At 46.2% G+C, this 22,240-nt stretch carries 22 protein-coding genes; 14 read left to right on the forward strand and 8 right to left on the reverse strand.

Annotation, left to right across the window (positions count from 1 at the left end):
- Positions 1–32 precede the first annotated feature (32 nt).
- From QQ041_RS02255 to hslR, 4 genes are all read right to left on the reverse strand, one after another.
- Positions 33–2,003, reverse strand: a complete 1,971-nt coding sequence (locus tag QQ041_RS02255; protein ID WP_285953019.1) for an AsmA family protein — start codon at positions 2,001–2,003, stop codon at positions 33–35.
- 154 nt (positions 2,004–2,157) lie between these two features.
- On the reverse strand, positions 2,158–3,783 hold the full coding sequence (gene pckA, locus QQ041_RS02260; RefSeq protein WP_285953020.1) for a phosphoenolpyruvate carboxykinase (ATP): 1,626 nt from the start codon (positions 3,781–3,783) through the stop codon (positions 2,158–2,160).
- Between the two features lie 337 nt (positions 3,784–4,120).
- Positions 4,121–5,014 (reverse strand): Hsp33 family molecular chaperone HslO, encoded by an 894-nt coding sequence (gene hslO, locus QQ041_RS02265; protein ID WP_146491973.1) that lies wholly within the window; start codon positions 5,012–5,014, stop codon positions 4,121–4,123.
- An 18-nt stretch (positions 5,015–5,032) separates the two neighbouring features.
- On the reverse strand, positions 5,033–5,419 hold the full coding sequence (gene hslR, locus QQ041_RS02270) for a ribosome-associated heat shock protein Hsp15 (protein ID WP_146491974.1): 387 nt from the start codon (positions 5,417–5,419) through the stop codon (positions 5,033–5,035).
- 288 nt (positions 5,420–5,707) lie between these two features.
- On the opposite strand from hslR, the gene gspC reads away from it, so the two are divergent.
- From gspC to QQ041_RS02330, 12 genes are all read left to right on the forward strand, one after another.
- On the forward strand, positions 5,708–6,631 hold the full coding sequence (gene gspC / locus QQ041_RS02275; RefSeq protein ID WP_285953021.1) for a type II secretion system protein GspC: 924 nt from the start codon (positions 5,708–5,710) through the stop codon (positions 6,629–6,631).
- A 41-nt stretch (positions 6,632–6,672) separates the two neighbouring features.
- On the forward strand, positions 6,673–8,697 hold the full coding sequence (gspD, locus tag QQ041_RS02280; protein ID WP_060983226.1) for a type II secretion system secretin GspD: 2,025 nt from the start codon (positions 6,673–6,675) through the stop codon (positions 8,695–8,697).
- Entirely contained in the window at positions 8,697–10,199 is a 1,503-nt protein-coding gene (gspE, locus tag QQ041_RS02285; protein WP_019826480.1) for a type II secretion system ATPase GspE, read from the forward strand. The genes gspD and gspE overlap by 1 nt, the downstream gene beginning before the upstream one ends.
- Position 10,200: 1 nt before the next feature.
- Positions 10,201–11,421, forward strand: a complete 1,221-nt coding sequence (gspF, locus tag QQ041_RS02290; protein WP_050652109.1) for a type II secretion system inner membrane protein GspF — start codon at positions 10,201–10,203, stop codon at positions 11,419–11,421.
- An 88-nt stretch (positions 11,422–11,509) separates the two neighbouring features.
- Positions 11,510–11,953 (forward strand): type II secretion system major pseudopilin GspG, encoded by a 444-nt coding sequence (gene gspG, locus QQ041_RS02295; protein ID WP_017062485.1) that lies wholly within the window; start codon positions 11,510–11,512, stop codon positions 11,951–11,953.
- A gap of 82 nt (positions 11,954–12,035) precedes the next feature.
- Complete coding sequence (gene gspH, locus QQ041_RS02300) at positions 12,036–12,629, forward strand: type II secretion system minor pseudopilin GspH (RefSeq protein ID WP_210447243.1); 594 nt, start codon at positions 12,036–12,038, stop codon at positions 12,627–12,629.
- Positions 12,616–13,011: a type II secretion system minor pseudopilin GspI gene (gspI, locus tag QQ041_RS02305; protein WP_285953022.1), complete on the forward strand. Its 396-nt coding sequence runs from the start codon at positions 12,616–12,618 to the stop codon at positions 13,009–13,011. The genes gspH and gspI overlap by 14 nt, the downstream gene beginning before the upstream one ends.
- Positions 12,998–13,729: a type II secretion system minor pseudopilin GspJ gene (gene gspJ, locus QQ041_RS02310; RefSeq protein WP_146491978.1), complete on the forward strand. Its 732-nt coding sequence runs from the start codon at positions 12,998–13,000 to the stop codon at positions 13,727–13,729. Before gspI ends, gspJ begins: the two co-directional genes overlap by 14 nt.
- Positions 13,713–14,762 (forward strand): type II secretion system minor pseudopilin GspK, encoded by a 1,050-nt coding sequence (gene gspK, locus QQ041_RS02315; protein WP_210447240.1) that lies wholly within the window; start codon positions 13,713–13,715, stop codon positions 14,760–14,762. Before gspJ ends, gspK begins: the two co-directional genes overlap by 17 nt.
- The gene (gene gspL / locus QQ041_RS02320; protein WP_210447239.1) at positions 14,731–15,960 is read left to right on the forward strand and encodes a type II secretion system protein GspL; all 1,230 of its coding nucleotides are present in this window, start codon (positions 14,731–14,733) and stop codon (positions 15,958–15,960) included. Before gspK ends, gspL begins: the two co-directional genes overlap by 32 nt.
- 20 nt (positions 15,961–15,980) lie before the next feature.
- On the forward strand, positions 15,981–16,469 hold the full coding sequence (locus QQ041_RS02325) for a type II secretion system protein M (RefSeq protein WP_060983218.1): 489 nt from the start codon (positions 15,981–15,983) through the stop codon (positions 16,467–16,469).
- 1 nt (position 16,470) lies between these two features.
- Entirely contained in the window at positions 16,471–17,250 is a 780-nt protein-coding gene (locus QQ041_RS02330; RefSeq protein ID WP_285953023.1) for a type II secretion system protein N, read from the forward strand.
- A 103-nt stretch (positions 17,251–17,353) separates the two neighbouring features.
- On the opposite strand, the gene cysQ is transcribed toward QQ041_RS02330, so the two are convergent.
- The 4 genes from cysQ to QQ041_RS02350 all read right to left on the reverse strand — a co-directional run bounded on the left by cysQ (position 17,354) and on the right by QQ041_RS02350 (position 20,491).
- The gene (gene cysQ / locus QQ041_RS02335; RefSeq protein ID WP_048612454.1) at positions 17,354–18,181 is read right to left on the reverse strand and encodes a 3'(2'),5'-bisphosphate nucleotidase CysQ; all 828 of its coding nucleotides are present in this window, start codon (positions 18,179–18,181) and stop codon (positions 17,354–17,356) included.
- 36 nt (positions 18,182–18,217) lie between these two features.
- Positions 18,218–18,769 (reverse strand): ADP compounds hydrolase NudE, encoded by a 552-nt coding sequence (nudE, locus tag QQ041_RS02340; protein WP_060983216.1) that lies wholly within the window; start codon positions 18,767–18,769, stop codon positions 18,218–18,220.
- Between the two features lie 314 nt (positions 18,770–19,083).
- Complete coding sequence (gene nfuA, locus QQ041_RS02345; protein WP_146491982.1) at positions 19,084–19,668, reverse strand: Fe-S biogenesis protein NfuA; 585 nt, start codon at positions 19,666–19,668, stop codon at positions 19,084–19,086.
- A 109-nt stretch (positions 19,669–19,777) separates the two neighbouring features.
- Entirely contained in the window at positions 19,778–20,491 is a 714-nt protein-coding gene (locus QQ041_RS02350; RefSeq protein ID WP_285953024.1) for a ComF family protein, read from the reverse strand.
- A gap of 93 nt (positions 20,492–20,584) precedes the next feature.
- On the opposite strand from QQ041_RS02350, the gene bioH reads away from it, so the two are divergent.
- On the forward strand, positions 20,585–21,361 hold the full coding sequence (gene bioH / locus QQ041_RS02355; protein WP_285953025.1) for a pimeloyl-ACP methyl ester esterase BioH: 777 nt from the start codon (positions 20,585–20,587) through the stop codon (positions 21,359–21,361).
- Between the two features lie 339 nt (positions 21,362–21,700).
- A complete protein-coding gene (locus QQ041_RS02360; RefSeq protein ID WP_146491984.1) occupies positions 21,701–22,174 on the forward strand; it encodes an ATP-dependent Lon protease in 474 nt (157 codons plus the stop codon).
- Positions 22,175–22,240 lie beyond the last annotated feature (66 nt).

Raw genomic sequence — 22,240 nt, forward strand, 5'->3', positions numbered from 1 at the left:
ACCGGTAATACTGTAAAGATTGACTGAAAGCGCTACTCCTGAGGAGTGGCGCTTTTTTGTTGGCAGTCGTTAATCTCAGAATACTCAGCTTGGGTGAGCTTGCCTGAGATTTGATGGCATGTGTCCGATAGGGTAATCGATAGGGTGTGTTGCTCGGCTTTAAGCAAGTCGAGCTCTCCAGACACCTCACCATTGAGCGTTTGAATCCTTTGTTCGCCTTGCTCTGCTGCCGATGCACCAATAATGTGCATCGGTTCGAGAGTGAAGCGTCCACGGTCAAAATTCGCATTGAGCTCTGGGATTTCAAACACGTTATCAGTCGATGTTTCAGAAAGCTTGTCGTTAAAGGTCATCACACCTTGGCGAACGCTGCCTTTGAGTTGTCCTGTGGTTGAATAGCCGATCATCAGTGAATCGCCGTATAACCCAGCGGCTTGAAGTTCGAACTCGCCATAACCTGTTGCATCGAGCGGTAATTCAAGTTGTTGCAGCATGGGTGCTATCGGTAACCCATCGGCAGAGATATCTAAGCTCCATGGCTTGCTGATTTGGTTAAAATCGAGTGTTGCATTGGCTTCAATATAGCCATTCCTAAGTGGCGCAAACAGACGTGTCAGCGTCCATTTCCCTTGTTCGCTATTCATCTCAACCACCGGCTGTGCGCTAACAATGTTTTGGTAACTGGCATCGTTTGCGCTCGCCATCAATTTGCCTTGCCATAAGCCCAGTTTTCTATCTTGCATAAATTGAACCTTATGCCCTTCGACATGTAACCCTGAGGCCTGCCAGTAAGGCTTTTGTGCGAGTTGGATGAGTTGACTGCGTTCTATGTTAAGTCGGCTAATCTCGACGCTCTGGACCTGTGTGAGCCAAGGTAATAGGCGAGCGGCGGCTAGAGGGTTATCTTGGTTTTCAGTGACCCATTTTATGCCTTGCAGGTCGAGCTGCTCTAATTCAATGCTGCTAGGGGTGACTTCGCCATTGAGTTGTACAGTGCCCTGCAGGAATTGAGTATAGAAATCTTCGATTAGAATCTGGTTTGGCTCTAGGCTTAGCTTGATATTTGGCTCGATGAACATGTCATCATCAATGGTCACTCCTTCTGCTTGCAGAGAGAAAATGGCTTTCTGCTGCTTCCACAGTTCAAAGGGCAGTTGGATATTTTCTAAAGAGGCATCAAAGGCTGCGAGGTGACCATCTTTCCACTCTACGTCGCTACGCAGAATATCTAAGCTGTTGATGTGGTTGATCTGAATACCTGCCACATTCCACTCTTTATTCAGTAGACTTTGAGCTTGTTTTTCGTTTAATCGCAAACTATCTATTGTCACATTCACCAACGACCAATCATGTTGATATTGTTCAGCTTGTCCGGAGATTTTGGCGCCACGCCAATCAAATGAAGCACCATAAAGGGTGCTGTCACTCGGCTTGAGATCTAGGTCAATCAACAGATTATCGAATGCTTCACCTTGCCAATACAGTTGTGAGGCAGAGAGTTGGGTTTTTCCATAAGGTAGCAGTGAGTTGTCGTTTTCCCATTTTGGTGCGGAGATCTGAAGGTCGATGCCTCGCGCATTAAAGTCTGGGGTCGAGAAATCTAGATTATTGATCGCCAGCTGACGCAGCTTGAGGTTTGGTTGGGTAAACACTGATGTGAGTGTTGTTAGATCGTCGGCTTCTAACTGTAGTCCGCTGATCAACACAGAGTCTAAAACCAGTTTGGCTTCAAGGAGAGAGTCTGGGCTGAACCAAAGATCGATCTTGTCGATATATAGAGGTGTCTGTTTTTCGGGTTGGCTTTGGGTTATGCCCATTAAGGTGATGTGATAAGGCGCCTGATAACCCACATCTTCAATGAACACAGGTTGTTCAATCGTATGTTTGATAAAAAAGTTAGCAACATCCGCACGGTATTGGGTCTGCAGGCTTAATAGCAACGCTGCGATAGTTGCAACGGCGATAGCCAACACAATGCCGAACACCATCAATACCTTTTTCATTCCTTGAAAGCCTTAAATTTCAATAGTCTCAAAATAGAGTGGAACAAAAAGGGTCAAGCAGCAACAAAAAAGCCCCTCAAAAGAGGGGCTTGCTACAAAAATATCATTTTAAATTGGGCGTTTGCTTTTGGCTAAGCCCGAGCAGATGATTGGATTAGTCCAGTTGTGGGCCAGCCGCAACCAGTGACTTACCTTCAGCGTTGTCCGTGTACTTATCAAAGTTGTTGATGAAGCGCTCTGCTAGATCTTTCGCTTTGCTTTCCCATTGTAGAGGGTCAGTGTACGTATCGCGTGGGTCAAGGATCGCTGGGTCAACATCGTGCAGTGCTAGAGGCACTTCTAGGTTAAACATAGGGATAACCTTAGTCTCAGCCTTATCGATTGAGCCATCTAGGATAGCGTCGATGATGCCGCGAGTATCTTGGATAGAGATACGTTTACCAGTACCGTTCCAACCTGTGTTCACTAGGTAAGCTTCAGCGCCAGCCGCTTCCATACGCTTCACAAGCACTTCAGCGTACTGAGTTGGGTGAAGAGTTAAGAATGCCGCACCAAATGCCGCAGAGAAGGTTGGTGTTGGTTCAGTAATACCGCGCTCTGTACCTGCTAGTTTCGCTGTGAAGCCAGATAGGAAGTGGTACTTGGTTTGCTCTGGAGTCAGTTTAGAAACCGGAGGTAGTACACCAAATGCATCAGCAGTCAGGAAGATAACCTTTTGAGCGTGACCTGCTTTTGATACTGGCTTAACGATGTTGTCGATGTGGTGAATCGGGTAAGAAACACGAGTGTTCTCAGTTTTTGAACCGTCATCAAAATCAATAGAGCCATCGCCACGAACCGTTACGTTTTCTAGCAGTGCATCACGACGGATTGCATTGTAGATTTCTGGTTCTGCTTCTTTAGATAGACGGATGGTCTTCGCGTAACAACCACCTTCGAAGTTGAAGATACCGTCGTCGTCCCAACCGTGCTCATCATCACCGATTAGCTGACGTTTAGGATCCGTTGATAGAGTTGTTTTACCTGTACCTGATAGACCGAAGAATACCGCTACATCGCCTTTCTCGCCGACGTTTGCGCTACAGTGCATTGAAGCGATACCTTGCAGAGGAAGTAGGTAGTTCATCATTGCGAACATACCTTTCTTCATCTCACCGCCGTACCAAGTACCACCGATGATTTGAACACGCTCTGTGAGGTTGAAAGCAACAAAGTTTTCAGAGTTTAGACCTTGCTTTTCCCAGTTAGGGTTCGTTGTTTTAGCACCGTTCATGACCACGAAATCAGGTTCGAACGTTGCTAGCTCTTCGTCAGTTGGACGAATGAACATGTTCTTAACGAAGTGCGCTTGCCACGCTACTTCTGTGATAATACGTACACTTAAGCGCGTATCTGGGTTAGCACCACAATAACCGTCAATGACAAACAGACGCTTGCCAGATAGCTGAGTTGTCACAAGCTCTTTCAGCTCACTCCATACTTCAGTTGTAATCGGTTTGTTATCATTTTTGCCTTGATCTGACCACCACATGGTATCGCGGGTCGTGTCATCTTTAACAATGTACTTATCTTTTGGTGAGCGGCCAGTAAAGATACCAGTGTCAACTGCAACCGAGCCTAGTTCCGTTACTACGCCTTTTTCGTAGCCTTCCAAACCTGGCAGTGTTTCTTCAACGAATAACTGCTCGTAGCTAGGATTACGAAGAACTTCAGTAACGCCAGTCAGTCCGTGCTTAGTTAGATCAATTTGTGCAGCCTTAGTATGTTCCATAACGGTCATAGGTGCTCCTTGTAGGATATTTTGTAGGGATTTTGTATTAATTTTTTATTGTTATCTGCTCACCATGCTAGCAACGAGACTCGGGGGAAACAGGGATACAGCTCAAAAAATATCCATATTAACCATGAGGTTTTAAGTGTCTCGTCACATATTGGCCTAACTAGTCTATCCTGTACGCAAACCTTTGCGCTAGGGGCGAGAACATTATTAATTGATTAAAATTAAGCGGTGATTTTATTACGAGATGTTACGGAGTTTGCGCTATTTTGATCACAAAAAAGGCCAGCTTAGCGCTGACCTTTTTGGGGTAAATTACGTGTTTTTGGTACGCCGTAAATTAATGAACCGTATTGCTGCCTTTATCTGCTGCTTCTGCGTACAGAGCATCAACATCGTTCTTGTCGAACGAGTAGTTTGTGCCACAGTAATCGCAGTGAAGACCAACGCTTCCTTCGGTGCTTAGGATGTCGTAGATCTCTTCTTGAGCAACGGTAATGATAGCAGCGCCACTTCTTTCGCGAGAGCACCCACAGAAGAACTGAACTGGTTGTGGTGTGAACAGTTGTACTTTTTCTTGGTTGTACAGGCGGTAAAGCAATTCGTTCGCTTCTAGAGAAAATAGCTCTTCGTTTTTAACGGTGTCTGTTAGTTGCTCTAGGTGCTCGAAGTCATCTGGCGAACCAGTGCCGTCTGGCATCACTTGTAGCAACATACCTGCAGCGTGTGCTTTGCCTTCATGTTCGCCAGTGCGCAGCCATAGACGAGTCTTAAGTTGTTCCGAGTTAGCGAAGTAGCCTTCAAGTACTTGGGCAAGCGTATCACCTTCAAGGCCAACGATGCCTTGGTAACGCTCACCTTTCTTAGGATCGATGGTGATCACTAGGTGGCCTTTGCCCATTAGGTCGTGTAGACCTGCGTCGTCTGCGATATCGCCTTCAAAGCGAGCAACACCACGGATCTTTTGATCGTGATCGCCATTGATAACTGCTAGAGATACTGGACCGTCACCTTGCAATTGCATAGTGATAGATCCTTCAAACTTTAGGGTCGCAGTTAATAGCGTTGTTGATACCAGTAGCTCACCCAGTAGCTTTTGTACTGGCGCTGGGTATTCCTTGCTAGAAATAATCTGTTGGTACGCTTCATCCATTTGTACCAATTCACCACGTACTGATAGGTCTTCAAATAGGTAGCGATTTAAAACATTACTTGTAGACATTGGGTCTGCCATTTGGCTATTCCTTCTAGCTTATTGATGCTTGAACTTGATGATGTCACGACGTTGCTTCTTATCAGGGCGACGCTCTGGAGCTGGGTTATGAGCATTTAGTTTACGTTGTGTCGCAAACTCTTCTCTTTTTGCCAAGCTCTCGGTGGTTTCTTCATAGAGGGTTTGAGCAATCGGAGCTCCGCCACGATGGGCTGAGATTTTCTCGATCGTAACCGTCTTTTCTTCATTACCTTGGCGCAATGTAATCACAGCCCCAAGTTCGACAATTTTACTTGGCTTGCTGCGCTGACCATTATAGTGGACTTTGCCACCATCGACCATGTTACGAGCAATAGACCGAGTTTTGTAAAAGCGTGCTGCCCACAACCATTTATCGAGTCTGACAGCTTCATTAGAAGTTTTCATATAGGGCTGTGCCTTATTAAGTGAGAAATGAATGCGGTTTAACTGTAGTGAACAGTGCGCAACATGTTTTTGATGATGCTTATCACATTAGATAGAGGTTTTATGTGGAGGCGGTTAGCATTTTTTTCAAGTCATAATACAAAATAGCCATGTAATGCCGATTTATAGATTTGCTATGATATAGTTCAGGATCTTATGCTTAAATAAGCTCGGTATCGAACGAATGAATAAAAAAGCTGAAAGTTTAATAATTTACAGCGTTTGCCGTCATGAAAAGGGGCAAGGAAAGTGAACTTTTTAGAGCTCAAGAATCGCGTAGGAAGTTCTCCTGTGTTGAGCCGCTTGTTAGAGAACGGATTTGTAATCCAGCAGAAACTAAGTCTAGCGACGTGCTGTGTATTGATTGCAGCTTCCGCATGGATTTTAGGACAGCTTGCATGGTTTATTGAGCCTGCTGAGCACACAGTCGTGCCTTGGAAAGCAACAGCTTCATCGTCTTCTACTCCTCAATCGACCTTTGATATCTCTTCTTTGCAGCAGAGCAACATGTTTGGTGCTTATAACCCAACCACGCCCGCTGTAGTTGAACAGCAAGTTATCCAAGATGCACCAAAGACGCGACTGAACTTGGTTTTGGTTGGTGCGGTAGCGAGTTCAAATCCAAAATTAAGCTTAGCGGTGATTGCCAATCGCGGTACACAAGCGACTTATGGGATTAATGAAGAGATTGAAGGCACCCGAGCTAAGCTTAAAGCCGTATTAGTCGACCGCGTAATCATTGATAACTCAGGGCGAGACGAAACCTTGATGCTTGAAGGTATTGAGTACAAGCGTTTAGCTGTCTCAGCGCCTGCAGCACCTCGTAGTTCTTCTTCGGTTCGTGGTAATAACCCGGCTTCTGCAGAAGAGAAGCTTGATGAAATTAAAGCGAAGATAATGAAAGATCCGCAACAAATCTTCCAATATGTTCGATTGTCTCAGGTGAAGCGCGACGATAGCGTTATTGGTTATCGTGTGAGCCCTGGCAAAGATTCAGAACTTTTTAACTCAGTAGGGCTCCAAAACGGAGATATTGCTACTCAGTTAAATGGACAAGACCTGACAGACCCAGCCGCTATGGGCAACATATTTCGTTCTATCTCAGAGCTGACAGAGTTAAATCTCGTCGTCGAGAGAGATGGTCAACAACATGAAGTGTTTATTGAATTTTAAAACTTTGCGTCTAACGAAGGACGAAAGTGTAGGAGAAGTACGTGAAGCATTGGTTTAAGAAAAGTGCATGGTTATTGGCAGGAAGCTTGATCTGCACACCCGCAGCCATCGCGAGTGATTTTAGTGCCAGCTTTAAGGGCACTGATATCCAAGAGTTTATTAATATTGTTGGTCGTAACCTAGAGAAGACGATCATCGTTGATCCCTCGGTGCGCGGAAAAATCGATGTACGCAGCTACGACGTATTGAATGAAGAGCAATATTACAGCTTCTTCTTAAACGTACTAGAGGTGTATGGCTACGCAGTTGTTGAAATGGACTCGGGTGTTCTTAAGATCATCAAAGCTAAAGATTCGAAAACCTCGGCAATCCCTGTTGTTGGTGACCGTGATTCGATCACTGGTGATAGCGTAGTGACACGCGTAGTGACGGTTCGTAATGTCTCGGTTCGTGAACTTTCTCCTCTGCTTCGTCAATTGAACGACAATGCAGGCGCGGGTAACGTTGTGCATTACGACCCAGCCAACATCATCCTTATTACAGGCCGAGCGGCGGTAGTAAACCGTTTAGCTGAAATCATCAAGCGCGTTGACCAAGCGGGTGATAAAGAGATTGAAGTCGTTGAGCTAAAGAATGCTTCCGCGGCAGAAATGGTACGTATCGTTGATGCGTTAAGTAAAACCACAGATGCTAAAAATACACCTGCGTTCCTACAACCTAAATTGGTTGCTGATGAGCGTACCAATGCGATCCTTATTTCAGGTGACCCTAAGGTTCGTAGCCGATTAAGAAAGCTTATCGAGCAGCTTGATGTCGAAATGGCAACCAAGGGCAACAACCAAGTTATCTACCTCAAATACGCAAAAGCAGAAGATCTGGTTGATGTGCTGAAAGGCGTGTCGGACAACCTACAATCAGAGAAGCAGTCATCAACCAAAGGCAGCTCATCGCAACGCAACCAAGTAATGATTTCCGCCCACAGTGATACCAACTCTTTGGTTATTACTGCACAGCCAGACATTATGAATGCGCTGCAAGACGTGATCGCACAACTGGATATTCGTCGTGCTCAAGTATTGATTGAAGCCTTGATTGTTGAAATGGCAGAAGGCGATGGCGTTAACCTTGGTGTGCAATGGGGTAACCTAGAAACGGGTGCAATGATCCAGTACAGCAACACTGGTGCATCGATCGGTGGCGTAATGGTGGGTTTAGAAGAAGCAAAAGATACAGAAACGACAACCGCTGTGTACGATGAAAATGGTAAGTTCGTACGAAATGAAACTACGACTGAACAAGGGGACTATTCAACATTAGCCTCTGCACTTTCAGGTGTTAATGGCGCAGCCATGAGCGTGGTAATGGGTGACTGGACTGCCTTGATCAGTGCGGTAGCAACCGACTCCAATTCAAACATCCTATCTTCTCCAAGTATTACCGTGATGGATAACGGCGAAGCGTCGTTCATCGTTGGTGAAGAAGTTCCGGTTTTAACTGGCTCGACGGCGGGTTCAAGTAACGATAACCCATTCCAAACGGTTGAACGTAAAGAAGTGGGTATCAAGCTTAAAGTGGTGCCACAGATCAACGAAGGTGACTCAGTTCAGCTGAATATTGAACAAGAAGTGTCGAACGTATTGGGCGCGAACGGCGCGGTAGATGTACGTTTTGCTAAACGACAGCTAAATACGTCTGTGATTGTTCAAGATGGCCAAATGTTGGTGCTTGGTGGTTTGATTGATGAACGTGCGTTAGAGAGTGAGTCTAAAGTACCATTCCTAGGTGATATTCCTGTTCTTGGGCACCTGTTCAAATCAACCAGTACTCAGGTTGAGAAAAAGAATCTAATGGTATTCATTAAGCCAACCATCATCCGTGATGGCATGACAGCAGATGGTATCACTCAGCGTAAATACAACTTCATTCGAGCTGAGCAGCTGTACAAGGCAGAGCAAGGTTTGAAACTGATGGCTGACGATAATATCCCGGTATTGCCTAAATTTGGTGCCGATATGAATCACCCGGCTGAAATCCAAGCCTTCATCGATCAAATGGAAACAGAATAATGGCTGAATTGGTAGGGGCGGCACGTACTTATCAGCGCTTGCCGTTTAGCTTTGCGAATCGCTACAAGATGGTGTTGGAATATCAGCACCCAGAGCGTCCGCCGGTACTTTATTATGTAGAGCCTCTAAAATCGGCGGCGATCATTGAAGTAAGCCGTGTTGTGAAAAATGGTTTCACGCCACAAGCGATCAGCGCCGATGAGTTTGATAAAAAGCTGACTGATGCGTACCAACGTGATTCTTCAGAAGCGCGCCAATTGATGGAAGATATTGGTGCCGACAACGACGACTTCTTCTCGCTAGCAGAAGAGCTGCCTCAAGATGAAGATCTGCTTGAATCAGAAGATGACGCACCAATCATCAAGTTGATCAATGCGATGCTGGGTGAGGCAATCAAAGAAGGCGCTTCGGATATTCATATCGAAACCTTTGAGAAGTCGCTGTCTATCCGTTTCCGTATTGATGGTGTGTTACGTGATGTGTTAGCGCCGAGCCGTAAACTGGCTCCGTTATTGGTTTCGCGTGTCAAGGTTATGGCTAAACTGGATATTGCGGAAAAACGCGTGCCACAAGATGGCCGTATTTCTCTGCGTATCGGTGGTCGAGCGGTCGACGTGCGTGTTTCAACCATGCCGTCTTCACATGGTGAGCGTGTGGTAATGCGTCTGTTGGACAAGAACGCGACTCGTCTAGACCTGCATAGTTTAGGCATGACGGCAGAGAACCACGAGAACTTCCGAAAACTGATCCAACGCCCACACGGCATTATCTTGGTTACAGGTCCTACGGGTTCTGGTAAATCAACGACATTGTACGCTGGCCTACAAGAGCTCAACAGCAACGAGCGAAATATTCTCACCGTTGAAGATCCTATTGAATTTGATATCGATGGCATTGGTCAAACACAGGTGAACCCTAAGGTTGATATGACCTTTGCTCGTGGCTTACGTGCCATTCTTCGTCAAGATCCCGATGTCGTAATGATTGGTGAGATACGTGACTTGGAGACCGCGGAGATCGCTGTTCAAGCCTCTTTGACCGGTCACTTAGTAATGTCGACCCTTCACACCAATACTGCAATCGGTGCGATTACACGTCTACGTGATATGGGCATCGAACCCTTCTTGATCTCTTCTTCGCTGCTGGGTGTTCTGGCTCAGCGCTTGGTTCGTACTCTGTGTAACGACTGTAAAGAACCTTATGAAGCTGATAAAGAGCAGAAAAAGCTGTTTGGACTGAAGAAGAAAGAGAGTTTGACGCTTTACCATGCAAAAGGATGTGAAAGCTGCAGTCACAAAGGCTATCGAGGCCGTACCGGTATTCATGAGCTATTGATGATTGACGATTCGGTGCAAGAGCTGATTCACAGTGAAGCTGGTGAACAGGCAATTGAGAAAGCAATTCGTGGCACAACACCAAGTATTAGAGATGATGGCTTGAGCAAAGTTCTTAAAGGGGTAACGTCCCTAGAAGAAGTGATGCGCGTGACCAAGGAAGTCTAATATGGCGGCATTTGAATACAAAGCACTGGACGCCAAAGGTAAGAGCAAAAAGGGCTCGATTGAAGCGGATAACGCTCGTCAGGCTCGCCAACGCTTAAAAGAACAAGGCTTGATGCCGGTTGAGATGACCGAAGCTAAAGCGAAAACATCGAAAGGTGCTCAGCCATCAACCAGCTTTAAGCGTGGTATCAGCACACCAGACCTTGCTTTGATTACTCGCCAAATTTCTACCTTGGTGCAATCAGGCATGCCGTTAGAGGAGTGTTTGAAGGCCGTCGCTGAGCAGTCTGAAAAGCCACGCATTCGAACCATGCTACTGTCGGTTCGCTCGAAGGTAACGGAAGGTTATTCGCTAGCGGATAGCTTGGCTGATTACCCGCACATCTTTGATGAACTGTTTAGAGCTATGGTCGCAGCTGGTGAGAAATCGGGTCACTTAGATGCAGTATTGGAGCGACTGGCTGATTACGCAGAAAACCGTCAGAAGATGCGCTCTAAGTTGCTGCAAGCGATGATCTACCCAGTTGTGCTGGTGGTGTTTGCGGTGACGATTGTTTCGTTCCTGCTGGCAACTGTGGTACCTAAGATTGTCGAGCCTATTATCCAAATGGGTCAAGAGCTTCCTCAATCGACACAATTTTTATTGGCATCGAGTGAATTTATCCAGAATTGGGGCATCCAATTACTGTTGTTGAGCATTGGTGTGATTGTGTTGATTAAGACCGCGCTGAAAAAGCCGGGCGTTCGCATGAGTTGGGATCGCAAGCTATTAAGCATTCCGCTGATTGGTAAGATCGCAAAAGGGATTAATACCTCTCGTTTTGCACGAACACTCTCTATCTGTACTTCGAGTGCGATTCCTATCCTTGAAGGGATGAAAGTGGCGGTAGATGTAATGTCGAATCACCATGTGAAACAACAAGTCTTACAAGCGTCAGATAGCGTGAGAGAAGGGGCAAGCCTGCGTAAAGCGCTCGATCAAACCAAACTCTTCCCTCCAATGATGCTGCATATGATCGCCAGTGGTGAGCAGAGTGGTCAGTTAGAACAAATGCTGACAAGAGCGGCGGACAACCAAGACCAAAGCTTTGAATCGACCGTGAACATTGCGCTAGGTATTTTCACACCAGCACTTATCGCTTTGATGGCAGGTTTAGTGCTGTTCATTGTGATGGCGACCCTAATGCCGATGCTTGAAATGAATAATTTAATGAGCGGCTAACTGATTGCTCATAAGACGTTAGTTTTTGGATTATCGAGAAGAAGGACATTATTACCTTCAACTCGCTGTCTGTAATTTGGAGAAAATAATGAAAAATAGAATGAAGAAACAATCAGGCTTTACCCTATTAGAAGTGATGGTTGTTGTGGTTATCCTTGGCGTATTGGCGAGCTTTGTTGTACCTAACCTATTGGGTAACAAAGAGAAGGCTGACCAACAAAAAGCCATCACTGATATCGTGGCGCTAGAGAACGCGCTCGATATGTACAAACTGGATAACAGCGTTTACCCAACAACGGATCAAGGTCTTGATGCATTGGTTTCTAAGCCAAGCAGCCCTGAGCCTCGCAACTACCGCGACGGTGGCTACATCAAGCGTCTGCCTAACGACCCATGGGGTAATGAGTACCAATACCTAAGCCCTGGTGATAACGGCACTATCGATATTTTCACTCTTGGTGCTGATGGCCAAGAAGGTGGTGAAGGTATTGCTGCGGATATCGGCAACTGGAACATGCAAGACTTTCAATAAGCTTCGGCTTGTTGTTGGTTGATACGTTATTGTCGCTTGATTCGTTATTGATGGTAGGACGTAAACAGATGGAGTCTACAAGGTGAAAACTAAGCAAACACAGCCAGGTTTCACCTTAATTGAGATTCTTTTGGTGTTGGTATTACTGTCAGTAACGGCGGTCGCGGTGATCGCGACCATTCCTACCAATAGTAAAGATGTCGCCAAAAAATATGCACAAAGCTTTTATCAGCGAGTTCAATTACTCAATGAAGAGGCGATTTTGAGTGGTTTGGATTTTGGCGTTCGTGTTGATGAAAAGAAATCGACCTATGTACTGATGGCGCTTAAGTCTGAAGGCTGGCAAGAAGTCGAATTTGAAAAAATTCCCTCTTTAACTGAACTACCGGAAGAGCTCGCATTGTCACTGACTCTAGGTGGTGGTGCATGGGAAGATGATGATCGGTTGTTCAATCCAGGAAGCTTGTTTGATGAAGATATGTTTGCGGATCTTGAAGAGGATAAGAAGCCGAAACCACCACAGATCTACATCTTGTCGAGTGCTGAAATGACACCGTTTGTACTATCGTTTTATCCTAATACGGGTGACACCATACAAGATGGTTGGCGTATTCGAGTGTTGGACAATGGTGTCATTCGATTACTAGAGCCAGGAGAAGAAGATGAAGAGGAATAACCGTTCTCCTTCTCGTTATCGTGGCATGCCCCTTGGTTCTCGAGGAATGACGCTGCTTGAGGTATTGGTTGCGCTCGCTATCTTTGCGACCGCGGCGATCAGTGTGATTCGTGCTGTCACCCAGCACATCAATACCCTCAGTTATCTAGAAGAAAAAACCTTTGCTGCTATGGTCGTTGATAATCAAATGGCCTTGGTGATGTTGCACCCTGAGAAGCTAAAAAAAGTACAGGGTACACAAGAGCTGGCTGGAAGAGAGTGGTTCTGGAAGGTTACGCCAATCGATACTAGTGATGATTTATTAAAGGCGTTTGATGTGAGTGTGGCAACCAGTAAACAAGCTTCTCCAGTCGTCACGGTGCGCAGCTATGTGGTCAAGTAAGAGCATGTCCGCCAATAAGCGTGTGTCTCGTACACAAGGTCTATCTTCGAACGGGAGAGGCTTTACCTTAATTGAGGTTTTGGTCTCTATCGCTATCTTTGCCACGTTAAGCATGGCGGCTTATCAGGTAGTCAATCAGGTTCAGCGCAGCAACGAGCTTTCAATCGAGCGCAGTGCTCGTTTAAATCAACTGCAACGTAGCTTGGTCATTTTAGATAATGATTTTCGCCAGATGGCGGTACGACAATTTCGTACCAACGGTGAAGAAACATCATCTAAGCTGATATTAATTAAAGAGTATTTACTGGATTCCGACAGCGTTGGCATCATGTTCACTCGCCTTGGTTGGCATAACCCACAGCAGCAGTTTCCTCGCGGAGAAGTCACCAAAGTGGGTTATCGCATTAAAGAAGAAACACTTGAGCGTGTGTGGTGGCGTTACCCCGATACCCCTGCAGGCCAAGAAGGTGTGATTACGCCTTTGCTTGATGATGTTGAAAGCTTGGAATTCGAGTTTTATGACGGAAGCCGCTGGGGTAAAGAGTGGCAAACCGACAAATCGCTACCGAAAGCGGTAAGATTAAAGCTAACCTTGAAAGATTATGGTGAGATAGAACGTGTTTATCTCACTCCCGGTGGCACGCTAGATCAGGCCGATGATTCTTCAAACAGTGACTCTTCAGGTAGTAATGAGGGGAATAATGACTCATCGAACTAACAAGCTTGCACGGACAAGGTCTACTATGGGTCGCAAGCAGCGTGGTGTCGCGCTGATCATTATCCTGATGCTACTGGCGATCATGGCAACTATCGCTGGCAGTATGTCGGAACGTCTGTTTACGCAATTCAAGCGCGTTGGTAATCAACTGAATTACCAACAGGCTTACTGGTACAGCATTGGTGTAGAAGCGCTGGTGCAAGACGGTATTAGGCAAAGCTACAAAGACAGTGATACCGTGAATCTAAGTCAACCATGGGCGCTAGAAGAGCAAGTATACCCATTGGATTACGGTCAAGTTAAAGGACGCATCGTTGATGCTCAGGCTTGCTTTAATCTTAATTCGTTAGCTGGGGTGGCGAGCACTTCAAGTAACCAGACACCTTATTTGATCACGGTTTGGCAAACCTTATTAGAAAATCAAGACGTTGAGCCTTATCAGGCTGAGGTTATCGCAAACTCAACGTGGGAATTTGTTGACGCAGATACCCGAACCACCTCTTCAGCGGGGGTAGAAGACAGCACCTATGAAGCGATGAAGCCATCTTATTTGGCGGCGAATGGCTTAATGGCGGATGAATCTGAGCTAAGAGCGGTTTATCAGGTCACGGGTGAAGTCATGAATAAGGTTCGCCCGTTTGTTTGCGCTCTGCCTAGCGACGATTTTCGCTTGAACGTGAATACACTCACGGAAAAGCAGGCGCCTTTATTGGAGGCGATGTTTGCACCTGGCTTAAGTGAGTCAGATGCTAAACAGCTAATAGACAAACGGCCATTTGATGGCTGGGATACGGTGGATGCTTTTATGGCTGAACCTGCCATTGTTGGCGTGAGTGCCGAAGTTAGCAAAAAAGCGAAAGCGTATTTAACTGTAGATAGCGCCTATTTTGAGCTAGATGCAGAGGTATTAGTTGAGCAGTCACGTGTACGTATACGGACGCTTTTCTATAGTAGTAATCGAGAAACAGTGACGGTAGTACGCCGTCGTTTTGGAGGAATCAGTGAGCGAGTTTCTGACCGTTCGACTGAGTAGCGAACCACAAAGCCCTGTGCAGTGGTTAGTTTGGTCGACAAGCCAACAAGAAGTGATAGCAAGTGGCGAGTTGTCTAGCTGGGAACAGCTGGATGAGTTAACGCCTTACGCTGAAAAGCGCAGCTGTATCGCTTTATTGCCGGGAAATGAATGCCTAATTAAGCGTGTTGAGATCCCGAAAGGTGCTGCTCGCCAGTTCGATTCTATGCTGCCGTTTTTATTAGAAGACGAAGTCGCACAAGATATCGAAGACTTACACCTGACGATTTTAGATAAAGACTCAACGCACGCTACCGTGTGTGGTGTCGACCGCGAATGGTTAAAGCAAGCTTTAGACCTGTTTCGTGAAGCCAATATTATCTTCCGTAAGGTGTTGCCAGATACACTGGCCGTGCCTTTTGAAGAACCTGGCATCAGTGCATTGCAGATCGACCAGCATTGGCTACTGCGCCAAGGCAACTATCAAGCGGTATCGATCAGCGAAGCATGGTTACCGATGTTTTTGCAAAGTGATTGGGTGGTTGCTGATGACGAAGAGCAAGCGACGACTATCTTCAGCTATACAGCAATGCCGAGCGAAGACGTTCAACAGCAAAGCGGCGCGAATTGGCAGGCAAAGCCTGCGGAATTGGTGATGTCTTTACTGAGCCAGCAAGCGATCACAAGCGGCGTAAACTTACTGACTGGCACCTTTAAAACCAAATCTTCATTCAGTAAATATTGGCGCGTTTGGCAGAAAGTGGCGATTGCTGCTTGTTTGCTGGTAGCCGTGATTGTGACTCAACAAGTGTTGAAGGTTCAGCAATACGAAGCGCAAGCACAAGCTTACCGCATGGAGAGTGAACGTATCTTTAGAGCCGTACTACCTGGCAAGCAACGCATTCCGACCGTGAGTTACCTCAAGCGTCAAATGAACGATGAAGCTAAGAAATATGGCGGCTCAGGCGATGGTGACTCCTTACTAGGCTGGCTAGCGTTACTGCCAGAAACGTTAGGGCAGGTGAAGTCAATCGAAGTCGAAAGTATTCGTTACGATGGCAACCGCTCTGAGGTTCGACTACAGGCGAAAAGCTCTGATTTCCAACACTTTGAGACTGCGAGAGTGAAGCTCGAAGAGAGGTTTACCGTCGAACAAGGTCCATTAAACCGTAATGGCGATGCCGTATTTGGCAGCTTTACTCTTAAACCCCATCAATAACCTGCGTAAGGAGATCAGTGATGAGAAATATGATTGAGCCACTCCAAGCGTGGTGGACTTCAATAAGTCAAAGAGAGCAACGTTTAGTTATTGGTTGCTCAATTCTATTGGTGGTTGGTGTCGTTTATTGGGGGCTAATCCAGCCACTCAGTCAGCGAGCTGAACTTGCACAGAGCCGTATTCAAAGTGAGAAGCAGCTTCTAGCTTGGGTAACCAATAAAGCCAATGAAGTGGTTGAGTTGCGAGGCAGTGGTGGCATCAGTGCGAGCCAGCCTCTGAATCAATCTGTACCAGCTTCTATGCGTCGCTTTAATATCGAGCTAATACGCGTGCAACCACGTGGCGAAATGTTGCAAGTGTGGGTAAAACCTGTGCCTTTTAATAAGTTCGTTGACTGGCTAACATACCTGAAAGAAAAACAGGGTGTGGAGGTTGAGTTTATGGATATTGATCGCTCTGATAACCCCGGGGTTATTGAGGTCAACCGATTACAGTTTAAACGAGGTTAATGTGAAACGCGGTTTATCTTTGAAGTATGGCCTGCTCTTCAGTGGCATCTTTATCGTCTTTTTCTCAGTCAGCCTGTTGCTGCACTTGCCTGCCGCTTTTGCTCTCAAGCATGCGCCCGCTGTGCGTGGTTTAAGCATCGAAGGCGTTGAGGGCACCGTTTGGCAAGGTCGCGCTAACAATATTGCGTGGCAGCGTGTCAATTACGGCTCAGTGCAGTGGGACTTCCAGTTCTCTAAACTATTCCAAGCCAAAGCCGAGCTTGCGGTTCGCTTTGGTCGTAACAGCGATATGAACTTATCCGGTAAAGGTCGTGTTGGATATAGCATGAGCGGTGCTTACGCGGAAAATTTAGTCGCATCCATGCCAGCAAGAAACGTGATGAAATATGCACCGGCTATCCCAGTACCTGTTTCTATTGCAGGACAAGTTGAACTGACGATCAAACATGCGGTTCATGTTCAGCCTTGGTGCCAATCTGGCGAAGGTACGCTTGCTTGGTCTGGTGCAGCTGTCGACTCTCCTGTTGGATCGTTAGACCTTGGTCCTGTGATTGCGGACATAACCTGTGAAGACAGCACAATTGCAGCTAAAGGCATCCAGAAGAGTGAGCAAGTGGATAGTGAGTTCTCAGCGAGCGTAACGCCAAATCAAAGCTACACCTCGGCGGCATGGTTTAAGCCGGGTGCGGAATTCCCACCAGCGATGCAGAGCCAGCTTAAGTGGCTGGGTAACCCTGATAGCCAAGGTAAGTACCAGTTTACTTATCAAGGTCGTTTTTAGCTAAACAGCTAAGGGCGACTAAATTACGAGATATAAAAAACGGGCACCTCATTGAGGTGCCCGTTTTGTTTGAATCGTCGAGAGTGACAGCGAGCAAGCTCGCCTAGTCTTTACCTTGTAAGATCTCTGCCCACGGTAAGTCAGCATCACCAAGCACAATGAAGTTCGGGTTCTCAAGCGTCTCTCTTTCATTGTACGAAAGCGGTTCTAGTTGAGTACTTAAGATGCGACCGCCAGCTTCTTCAACAATGCACTGCGTTGCGGCGGTATCCCACTCTCCGGTTGGTCCAAGGCGCAGATAACAATCCACAGCACCCTCTGCTACTAAACATGCCTTAAGCGCTGCTGAGCCTAAAGGAACTAAATCATAATTCCATGCTGAGCTCATACGGCTAGTGATGCGATTGATGTCTTGGCGACGGCTGATCGCCATTGCGATTGACTGGTTTGGCAGCTCGTGACGATGCGTTTTGATTTTAACGCTGTCATTTAGGTCTGGGATCTTCCAAGCCCCTTTGCCACTGTAAGCGTAATAGCTCACACCGGAAACGGGTGCATATACCACGCCCATTACTGGCTTGTTATGTTCAATTAGGGCGATAATTGTCGCGAAATCACCACTTCGTGCAATGAACTCTTGCGTACCGTCCAGTGGGTCAACTAACCAGTAGCGATCCCACTGAGAGCGTTGCTCTAGGCTGATGTCTGCGGCTTCTTCAGACAGCACTGGAATGTCAGGCGTGAGCTCACTGAGCTTTTTCGAGATCAGCTTGTGTGCCGCAAGGTCGGCACTGGTGACAGGTGTGTCATCACTCTTAGTGAACTCTTCGTAATCTTTTTTCTCGTAGATCTCTAAAATCAGTTGTCCTGCAGAGCGAGCAATCTCAATGACAGAGGGTAGGAGGTGAGACAAATCTTTTGTTATTGGCATAAATATTCTCTTACTCTTCGAGTGATCCTGAATGTTCTAATTATTGGTTAAGACACGAAGGGTTAATAGTAGGGCGGTAATACTGCGAGCCTCACAGAAATCGAGATGTGTTAACAGTTCTTCGGCTTGAGCCAGTGGCCAGCGCACAACGTCTAGTGGCTCAGGCTCATCACCTTCTAGCTTCTCTGGGTAGAGGTCTTCTGCGATAAATAGCGTCATTTTGCTAGAGAAGTAAGAGGGCGCAAGGATCACTTCTTTCAGCGGAGTAAGCTTATTGGCACCGAAGCCAATTTCTTCCTTGAGTTCGCGAACGGCGGCTTCGTTTGGCTGCTCTCCTGGATCGATAAGCCCTTTCGGAAAGCCAAGTTCATAGCGTTCTGTGCCTGCTGCGTATTCACGCACTAACAGAATATCGCCTTGTTCAGTAATCGGAACCATCATTACTGCGTTGCGGCCGCTAGGTTTCATACGTTCGTAAGTGCGCTGTTCACCGTTTGAAAAGCGTAAATCGAGAGACTCGATCGAGAATAGTTTTGATTGAGCGACAGTTTGCTGAGCCAAAATTTCTGGCTTGGTCCTTTTTGTCATTGCGCTCGCTCCTCAGCTCATTGGAATTCTTTCTTATAAAGTCATTCTAATATAGGGGAAATGACGTTGAGTTCCTAGATCCGAGTTTTCATATCCTAGAATTATTAGAGCAGGAACCGATTGCGATCACTTGAATACCTTACTCTAAATGGTAACGCATCCGCCATTATTGGTATTGAAAGGGAAATATATTATTCGGAAGGACTTCTGCTGTTTTAAACACAAAAAAGGTTGATGCTTGCACATCAACCTTTTTATTGAATCTTTCACTTTTTACTGACTAAGACTGCATGAGTGCTTAGTCGTAAAAGAGCTTAGTAGTAAGAGTGCTCACCACGATCGTGTTCAGTTGCATCACGAACCGCAGTCAGTTCACCTTCGAATTGTTGAAGAAGTTCTTTCTCGATGCCTTCTTTTAGCGTTACATCAACCATAGAACAACCGTTACAGCCGCCACCGAATGCAACGATAGCAGCACCGTCTTCAGTGATTTCTACCAAGCTAACGTGACCGCCGTGACCAGCAAGCTGTGGGTTCACTTGAGTTTGGATTGCGTATTCAACGCGCTCTAGAAGTGGTGCATCGTCTGATACTTTACGCATCTTAGCGTTTGGTGCTTTAAGTGTTAGTTGAGAGCCCATTTTGTCAGTAACGAAGTCAATTTCAGCTTCATCTAGGAACGGTAGGCTTAGCTCATCAACGTAAGCAGAGAAAGCGTCGAAAGAAAGCTTAGTGTCAGACGCTTCGATAGCATCTGTTGGGCAGTAAGAAACACCACACTCAGCGTTTTGTGTGCCTGGGTTTACCACGAACACACGAATGTTTGTACCTTCAGGCTGCTGTGACAGCAGATTGGCAAAGTGAGTTTGAGCTGTTTCTGTAATAGTAATATTTGACACGACGAATACCTGAGTAGATTTGTAGGTTATTAGCGCCATTCTACTCCTGTCAGATTTGTAATTCAGCCCTTTTTTGTTGGATTGCTGTACAAGTGGCGATTCACAGCTTTTATCCAGAGGGCTCAGGAGTGCGGCAGATGCAGTAAATATCAATCCTTTTCACGTCCACTTCAAGTAGTAATTGGTATAATTGATACACAGTACTGCCGGTGGTTACAACATCATCAATTATCGCGACGTGAGAAGGGACAGTTCCTTGAAAGTCTTGTTTTCGAAGCGTAAAAGCGCTCTTTAGATTAAGTAAGCGTGCGGATTTAGTCAGCCCTTGCTGAGAAGCGGTTGAGCGAATTCGACGGAACAGTACCTCATCTTTAACGCCAAGTTCTTGAGCTGTGTAATTAGCAAGCAGCTGACTTTGATTGAAGCCACGATGAATATATCGACGCCAATGCAGCGGTACGCTGGTGATCAGCGGAGCAGGGTGCTCGATACGTGAAGCCAATAACTTTGACAGATCGCGTGCAAACCAAAACTTATCGGCGTACTTCATTTGTTGAATGTAACGTGCTGTTGGAAAGGTGTAATCCCCAACGCAATAGAGACGATGCCAAGGTGGAGGTTGAGATAAACACTGTCCGCACTGCTCTACTGTGAGCAGTGTTTTTAAACCACATCGTTGGCAGCGAGGAACTGACTCAAAGAGATTAAGACAAGAATCACACCATCGAGGGTGAGCATCGCTATGCGACTTATCTAGCTTGCACAGGTGGCATTGAGGTGTGACCAGACGTGGTGTGTGTTTTTGTAGCCAATCAGATAACATAGCTCGTGATGCTTTTGGGTTAAGGTGTTCCTTTTACTCACCATACTGAAAAGCACAGATAATCGCCGATGAAAAAAGTAGGGAATATTGAGAATGAGTGACGGGTTATATTGGCATGTTTCTGGGCAAGGGCCTGATTTAGTACTGGTTCATGGCTGGGGAATGAACGGTGCGGTGTGGCAACAAACCGTTAATGTATTACAAGCTGATTTCCGAGTGCATGTTGTCGATTTACCAGGATATGGACACAGCGCACACTGCCACGCTCAAGATCTTGAAGAGATTGCTCAGCAGTTGTTGGCCGAAGCGCCTAAACAAGCTATTTGGGTGGGTTGGTCACTGGGTGGTTTGGTCGCAACGCACATGGCTCTCCATCACTCAGACTACGTGAGTAAGCTGGTGACTGTCGCCAGTTCTCCTAAATTCTCGGCCTCAAAAGAGCCAGTGTTATGGCGAGGTATTCAGCCAAACGTATTAAGCGCATTCACCGAACAACTGGTTGAAGATTTCCAAACCACCATCGAACGCTTTATGGCATTGCAAGCTATGGGTAGCCCTTCAGCAAGACAAGATGTAAAACAGCTCAAGCAAGCGGTGCTGTCTCGCCCATTACCGAACCCTGATTCATTATTAGCAGGACTAAAGATGCTGTCGGATGTCGACCTGCGTGAACAACTGCCTGAGATTTCAGTACCAATGTTGCGCTTGTATGGCCGATTAGATGGATTGGTGCCAATCAAGGTTGCGAAAGACTTGGGCGTAGCCTTGCCTCATACCGAGCAATATATCTTTACTCAGTCTTCACATGCGCCGTTTATGACCGAAGCCGATGCCTTTTGCAGTGAACTGGTTAGCTTCGCGCAAAAATAATCGCTAAATTTATATCCGGCTTGGTCGATATATAAGCTAATACCAATCACAGTAAGTAAGTGTTCAAAAATAGCGTAGGAAAAAGGCTTGAGAACAAGGCAGAGTTTTTCGATAAGTAGTTATTCTACAATCAAAAAATCTAACGCCGTTATCGAGTATTTTAACAAGCTAGGATGATCAGTTATTTACTACGATTGGTATAACACCAACGTGTTGCTTGATACTCAGACCTAACTCTCTCCTGAGCTGATTGCGGTAAGTTGGGCTATGCCTGTTGTGCTGACTCACAGTACAACAGCGTTATAGCAATAACGATGGGCGATTCTTGAGGAGTTCGCGATGATTGTGTCACCTGCAACTGCAGTGAGTGTGCCACTTATCGCCCCGTCCGTTAATGTGCAAACAGAGCAAGTTGCGCGTGATAATAGAGTTCGAGAGCCTGTTGCTCCCGCAGTAGCGTTGGCGAAAACCAATGCAGAGCGAAAGGTAAAGTCGGACGATAAGCGAAGGCAGCAGTCGGCTTGGGATCCTTCAGACCATCCTGGTTATGAAATGGAGAACGAGTCAGAGGCCAATTCGATTAGCCAAGAAGAGTCACAAGATCCTTTTGATAGGCTGTTCAGCTTGTTGGCACTGAGAACTTACAGTGCTGACCAAGGAAAGGGCTATACCATGCGTTTTCGCCTGCCAAAGCATGTTTTAGATGCGGCGATTCAGGAGGGACAGATGGAGAAACGACGTAAGGTCATAAAATATCATTATGGTCATGCTGTTGCGCCTCATGCTCCATCAGAGATGCTAGTTGTTTTGTAAAACGATCGTGTTGTGATTAGAACGCGCAGAATACAACCAAGCTTCTATGTCTTTTTTGAACACATA

The sequence above is a fragment of the Vibrio sp. TMPB1044 genome (assembly GCF_030442075.1).
Classification (GTDB): domain Bacteria; phylum Pseudomonadota; class Gammaproteobacteria; order Enterobacterales; family Vibrionaceae; genus Vibrio; species Vibrio satsumensis.

Coding starts and splice junctions, on each gene's coding strand:
- pckA (WP_285953020.1), bottom strand. CDS start 3,783: ATGACCGTTATGGAACATACTAAGGCTGCACAAATTGATCTAACTAAG.
- QQ041_RS02360 (WP_146491984.1), top strand. CDS start 21,701: ATGATTGTGTCACCTGCAACTGCAGTGAGTGTGCCACTTATCGCCCCG.
- QQ041_RS02255 (WP_285953019.1), bottom strand. CDS start 2,003: ATGAAAAAGGTATTGATGGTGTTCGGCATTGTGTTGGCTATCGCCGTT.
- gspG (WP_017062485.1), top strand. CDS start 11,510: ATGAAAAATAGAATGAAGAAACAATCAGGCTTTACCCTATTAGAAGTG.
- cysQ (WP_048612454.1), bottom strand. CDS start 18,181: ATGCCAATAACAAAAGATTTGTCTCACCTCCTACCCTCTGTCATTGAG.
- nudE (WP_060983216.1), bottom strand. CDS start 18,769: ATGACAAAAAGGACCAAGCCAGAAATTTTGGCTCAGCAAACTGTCGCT.
- gspI (WP_285953022.1), top strand. CDS start 12,616: ATGAAGAGGAATAACCGTTCTCCTTCTCGTTATCGTGGCATGCCCCTT.
- QQ041_RS02325 (WP_060983218.1), top strand. CDS start 15,981: ATGAGAAATATGATTGAGCCACTCCAAGCGTGGTGGACTTCAATAAGT.
- gspJ (WP_146491978.1), top strand. CDS start 12,998: ATGTGGTCAAGTAAGAGCATGTCCGCCAATAAGCGTGTGTCTCGTACA.
- gspE (WP_019826480.1), top strand. CDS start 8,697: ATGGCTGAATTGGTAGGGGCGGCACGTACTTATCAGCGCTTGCCGTTT.
- QQ041_RS02350 (WP_285953024.1), bottom strand. CDS start 20,491: ATGTTATCTGATTGGCTACAAAAACACACACCACGTCTGGTCACACCT.
- bioH (WP_285953025.1), top strand. CDS start 20,585: ATGAGTGACGGGTTATATTGGCATGTTTCTGGGCAAGGGCCTGATTTA.
- hslO (WP_146491973.1), bottom strand. CDS start 5,014: ATGGCAGACCCAATGTCTACAAGTAATGTTTTAAATCGCTACCTATTT.
- gspK (WP_210447240.1), top strand. CDS start 13,713: ATGACTCATCGAACTAACAAGCTTGCACGGACAAGGTCTACTATGGGT.
- hslR (WP_146491974.1), bottom strand. CDS start 5,419: ATGAAAACTTCTAATGAAGCTGTCAGACTCGATAAATGGTTGTGGGCA.
- gspF (WP_050652109.1), top strand. CDS start 10,201: ATGGCGGCATTTGAATACAAAGCACTGGACGCCAAAGGTAAGAGCAAA.